The sequence below is a fragment of the Mucilaginibacter sp. A3364 genome (assembly GCF_059690715.1).
Genome location: NZ_JCAWED010000006.1, coordinates 1 through 5,240, shown reverse-complemented (window position 1 = coordinate 5,240; position 5,240 = coordinate 1). Strand labels below are relative to the sequence as shown.

The 5,240-nt window shown below is 48.1% G+C and carries 2 tRNA genes and 2 rRNA genes; all 4 read right to left on the bottom strand.

Annotated features, from left to right (window positions below):
- Positions 1-4 precede the first annotated feature (4 nt).
- Positions 5-2,882: ribosomal RNA gene (locus tag AC59JT_RS20470) — 23S ribosomal RNA — on the bottom strand.
- A 238-nt stretch (positions 2,883-3,120) separates the two neighbouring features.
- Positions 3,121-3,194 (bottom strand) — tRNA-Ala (locus AC59JT_RS20465).
- Positions 3,195-3,210: 16 nt separating this feature from the next.
- Positions 3,211-3,285, bottom strand: a tRNA-Ile gene (locus AC59JT_RS20460).
- Between the two features lie 187 nt (positions 3,286-3,472).
- Positions 3,473-4,994, bottom strand: a 16S ribosomal RNA gene (locus AC59JT_RS20455).
- Together the 16S and 23S rRNA genes with 2 tRNA genes alongside form the textbook arrangement of a ribosomal RNA operon.
- Positions 4,995-5,240 lie beyond the last annotated feature (246 nt).

Genomic DNA, 5,240 nt, shown 5'->3' with positions numbered 1-5,240 from the left:
CAACACGAAGAAAGCTTCGGGCGATTAGTATTACTCGGCTATGATGTCACCACCTTTATACCTGTAACCTATCAACGTAGTAGTCTGCTACGACCCTCAATGGAAGTCTCATCTCGTGGCTAGTTTCGCACTTAGATGCTTTCAGCGCTTATCTATTCCCAACGTAGCTACTCTGCAGTACACCTGGCGGCATAACAGATTCACCAGAGGTTAGTCCAACCCGGTCCTCTCGTACTAAGGTCAGCCCCACTCAAACTTCCAACGCCCACAACAGATAGGGACCGAACTGTCTCGCGACGTTCTGAACCCAGCTCGCGTGCCACTTTAATGAGCGAACAGCTCAACCCTTGGGACCTTCTCCAGCCCCAGGATGTGACGAGCCGACATCGAGGTGCCAAACCTCCCCGTCGATATGAGCTCTTGGGGGAGATCAGCCTGTTATCCCCAGCGTACCTTTTATCCTTTGAGCGATGGCCCTTCCATGCAGAACCACCGGATCACTATATCCGTCTTTCGACCCAGCTCGACTTGTCTGTCTCACTGTCAAGCAAGCTTATGCTATTGCACTCCGCGTACGGTTACCAAGCGTACTGAGCTTACCTTTGAAAGCCTCCGTTACCTTTTTGGAGGCGACCACCCCAGTCAAACTACCCGCCAAACAATGTCCTCGATCATATCGAGTTAGACACCAAATACAGAAAGGGTGGTATTTCAACGTTGACTAACCGACTCCTAGCGAAGCCGGATCACAGTCTCCCACCTATCCTACACATCCTGTATCCGATATCAATGTTAAGTTGTAGTGAAGGTGCATGGGGTCTTTCCGTCCCGTTGCGGGTAACCGGCGTCTTCACCGATACCACAATTTCACCGAGCTCATGGCTGAGACAGCGCCCAGATCGTTACACCATTCGTGCAGGTCGGAACTTACCCGACAAGGAATTTCGCTACCTTAGGACCGTTATAGTTACGGCCGCCGTTTACCGGGGCTTCGATTCAATGCTTCGCCTTGCGACTAACATCCCCTCTTAACCTTCCGGCACCGGGCAGGTGTCAGGCCATATACTTCATCTTTCGATTTTGCATAGCCATGTGTTTTTGTTAAACAGTCGCCTGGGCCTTTTCACTGCGGCTGACATTGCTGCCAGCGCCCCTTCTCCCGAAGTTACAGGGCCATTTTGCCGAGTTCCTTAGCCATGATTCACTCGAGCACCTTAGGATTCTCTCCTCGACTACCTGTGTCGGTTTACGGTACGGGTTTTTATAACCTGAAGCTTAGCGGGTTTTCTTGGAAGTCTGATTACCTGAACTATCCCATCCCCCGAAGGTTCCGAGTACTATCAGCTTTCAGCATAGTCTGCGTACTTAACTACAGTCTATATACCTACGGCCTTTAACGAACTATTCCGTCAGTTCGCGTCAGTTTCACTACTCCGTCACCGCATCGCAGTTATAAAAAGTACTGGAATATTAACCAGTTGTCCATCGGCTACGCCCTTCGGCTTCACCTTAGGCCCCGACTAACCCTGATCCGATTAGCGTTGATCAGGAAACCTTAGTCTTTCGGTGGGCGGGTTTCTCTCCCGCCTTATCGTTACTTATGCCTACATTTGCTTTTCTAAAACCTCCACAGTCAGTTACCTTCCTGCTTCGCCGGCAATTAGAATGCTCCCCTACCAGTACATTTACATGTAATCCATAGCTTCGGTATACCGCTTAATGCCCGTTTATTATCCATGCCCGATCGCTCGACTAGTGAGCTGTTACGCACTCTTTAAATGAATGGCTGCTTCCAAGCCAACATCCTAGCTGTCTGTGCAATCGGACCTCGTTAGTTCAACTTAGCGGTAATTTGGGGACCTTAGCTGATGGTCTGGGTTCTTTCCCTCTCGGCCATGGACCTTAGCACCCATAGCCTCACTGCAGTGTATATTATAAAGCATTCGGAGTTTGTCTGGATTTGGTAGGATTTGACTCCCCCGCACCCAATCAGTAGCTCTACCTCTTTATAACTTAACCACCACGCTGTTCCTAAAAACATTTCGGGGAGTACGAGCTATTTCCCAGTTTGATTAGCCTTTCACCCCTACCCACAAGTCATCCGGAAACTTTTCAACGTTTATCGGTTCGGTCCTCCAGTACCTGTTACGGCACCTTCAACCTGCTCATGGGTAGATCACAAGGTTTCGCGTCTACCTCCTCTGACTATACGCCCTATTCAGACTCGCTTTCGCTTCGGATCCGTGTCTTAAACACTTAACCTTGCCAGAGAAGAGTAACTCGTAGGCTCATTATGCAAAAGGCACGCCGTCACCCCATAGGGGCTCCGACCGCTTGTAAGTACACGGTTTCAGGTTCTATTTCACTCCCCTGTTCGGGGTTCTTTTCACCTTTCCCTCACGGTACTGGTTCACTATCGGTCTCTCAGGAGTATTTAGCCTTACCGGATGGTGCCGGCAGATTCCCACAAGGCGTCTCCGACCTCGCGGTACTCAGGATACCACTATCTTATCATTACTTACCCGTACGCAGCTCTCATGCTCTATGGCCGGGTTTCCCACCCCGTTCCGGTTCATTTTGATAGTCATGTTGTGGTCCTACAACCCCGGTTATGCCGTAACATAGCCGGTTTGGGCTTCTTCCCTTTCGCTCGCCACTACTCAGGAAATCATTATTATTTTCTCTTCCTCTGCTTACTTAGATGTTTCAGTTCAGCAGGTTTGCGCTATATGCGACTATCCTTCAGATAGTCAGGTTTCCCCATTCAGAAATTTACGGATCAAATCTTATTTGCAAATCCCCGTAACTTATCGCAGCTTATCACGTCTTTCATCGCCTCTGAGAGCCAAGGCATCCCCCGTGTACCCTTTCTTACTTTCTTCTACTCATACGCCTTTTGCTCGTATGGTATGCTTTTATTTTAGATAAGTTGTCGTTTCTTCCAAGTATTACTACTCTTCCAAAAGCCTACAACTGTCTCTATCTGTTGTTTTCTCTTGTTATTACTTCTTCCAATATGTCAAAGAACGTTTTGCTTCGCAGATTTGAGTATTGAGATTTGAGTATTGAGATTTGCATCTCATATCTCACGTCTAATATCTCATATCTTATGAGGCATCGTGGAGAATAACGGATTCGAACCGTTGACCCCCTGCGTGCAAGGCAGGTGCTCTAGCCAGCTGAGCTAATCCCCCGAAAAATGATTTGATGTAGTCCCGAGCAGATTTGAACTGCTGACCCCTACATTATCAGTGTAGTGCTCTAACCAAGCTGAGCTACAGGACTTTTTGTGATTATCGCAGTAGATCAGTTACCACTGCCACTGCCATTTGTCCTTGCTTCCTTACGGTTACAACCACTGATGGCTTCATCTTTGGGTTACGTTTAGTTAGTATATCACTAACTTTAGAAAATAATCATGTAGCAAAACAGTTTTGCTCTGTCAAAAAAAGGAGGTAAGGTATTGCTCCAGAAAGGAGGTATTCCAGCCACACCTTCCGGTACGGCTACCTTGTTACGACTTAGCCCCAGTTACCGACTTTACCCTAGGACGCTCCTTGCGGTTACGCACTTCAGGCACTTCCAGCTTCCATGGCTTGACGGGCGGTGTGTACAAGGCCCGGGAACGTATTCACCGCGTCATTGCTGATACGCGATTACTAGCGAATCCAACTTCACGGGGTCGAGTTGCAGACCCCGATCCGAACTGTGATCAGCTTTGTGAGATTGGCATCCTGTTGCCAGGTAGCTGCCCTCTGTACTGACCATTGTAGCACGTGTGTAGCCCCGGACGTAAGGGCCATGATGACTTGACGTCGTCCCCTCCTTCCTCTCTATTTGCATAGGCAGTCTGTTTAGAGTCCCCATCATTACATGCTGGCAACTAAACATAGGGGTTGCGCTCGTTGCGGGACTTAACCCAACACCTCACGGCACGAGCTGACGACAGCCATGCAGCACCTAGTTTCGTGTCCCGAAGGACTAGAGCGTCTCTGCTCTATTCACTAACTTTCAAGCCCGGGTAAGGTTCCTCGCGTATCATCGAATTAAACCACATGCTCCTCCGCTTGTGCGGGCCCCCGTCAATTCCTTTGAGTTTCACCCTTGCGGGCGTACTCCCCAGGTGGAATACTTAACGCTTTCGCTTAGACGCTGACCGTATATCGCCAACATCGAGTATTCATCGTTTAGGGCGTGGACTACCAGGGTATCTAATCCTGTTTGATCCCCACGCTTTCGTGCCTCAGTGTCAATAAAACCATAGTAAGCTGCCTTCGCAATTGGTGTTCTGTGACATATCTATGCATTTCACCGCTACTTGTCACATTCCGCCTACCTCTAGTTCATTCAAGCTCTTCAGTATCAAGGGCACTGCGATAGTTAAGCTACCGTCTTTCACCCCTGACTTAAAAAGCCACCTACGCACCCTTTAAACCCAATAAATCCGGATAACGCTTGGATCCTCCGTATTACCGCGGCTGCTGGCACGGAGTTAGCCGATCCTTATTCTCAGAGTACATTCAGCTTGATACACGTATCAAGGTTTATTCCCCTGCAAAAGCAGTTTACAACCCATAGGGCCGTCTTCCTGCACGCGGCATGGCTGGTTCAGACTTCCGTCCATTGACCAATATTCCTTACTGCTGCCTCCCGTAGGAGTCTGGTCCGTGTCTCAGTACCAGTGTGGGGGGTCATCCTCTCAGATCCCCTAAACATCGTAGCCTTGGTAAGCCGTTACCTTACCAACTAGCTAATGTTCCGCATGCCCATCTTATTCCTATAAATATTTGATTATTAAATGATGCCATTCAATAATGTTATGCGGTGTTAATCTCTCTTTCGAGAGGCTATCCCCCTGAATAAGGTAGGTTACATACGTGTTACGCACCCGTGCGCCACTCTCATGAGAAGCAAGCTCCTCAATCCCGTCCGACTTGCATGTATTAGGCCTGCCGCTAGCGTTCATCCTGAGCCAGGATCAAACTCTCCATTGTAAAATGTTTTGTTTGATGCACTGACCCTATTATTAATAATAGAATCTGTTTATCTGTATTATATATCTTTATACAATACCTTACACTCAATTCCTCTTTTTTCTCTCGCAATCTTTAAGCCTTGGGTAAGAACTTAAAGCCCGATTTACTACATGATTTTCTATTTCCTAAAAGAACTTTCTTGGTAACACTGTCGCAGTGTACCCCTTTATATGCTACAACCTTCTTGCGTTGGTCTAACTTATC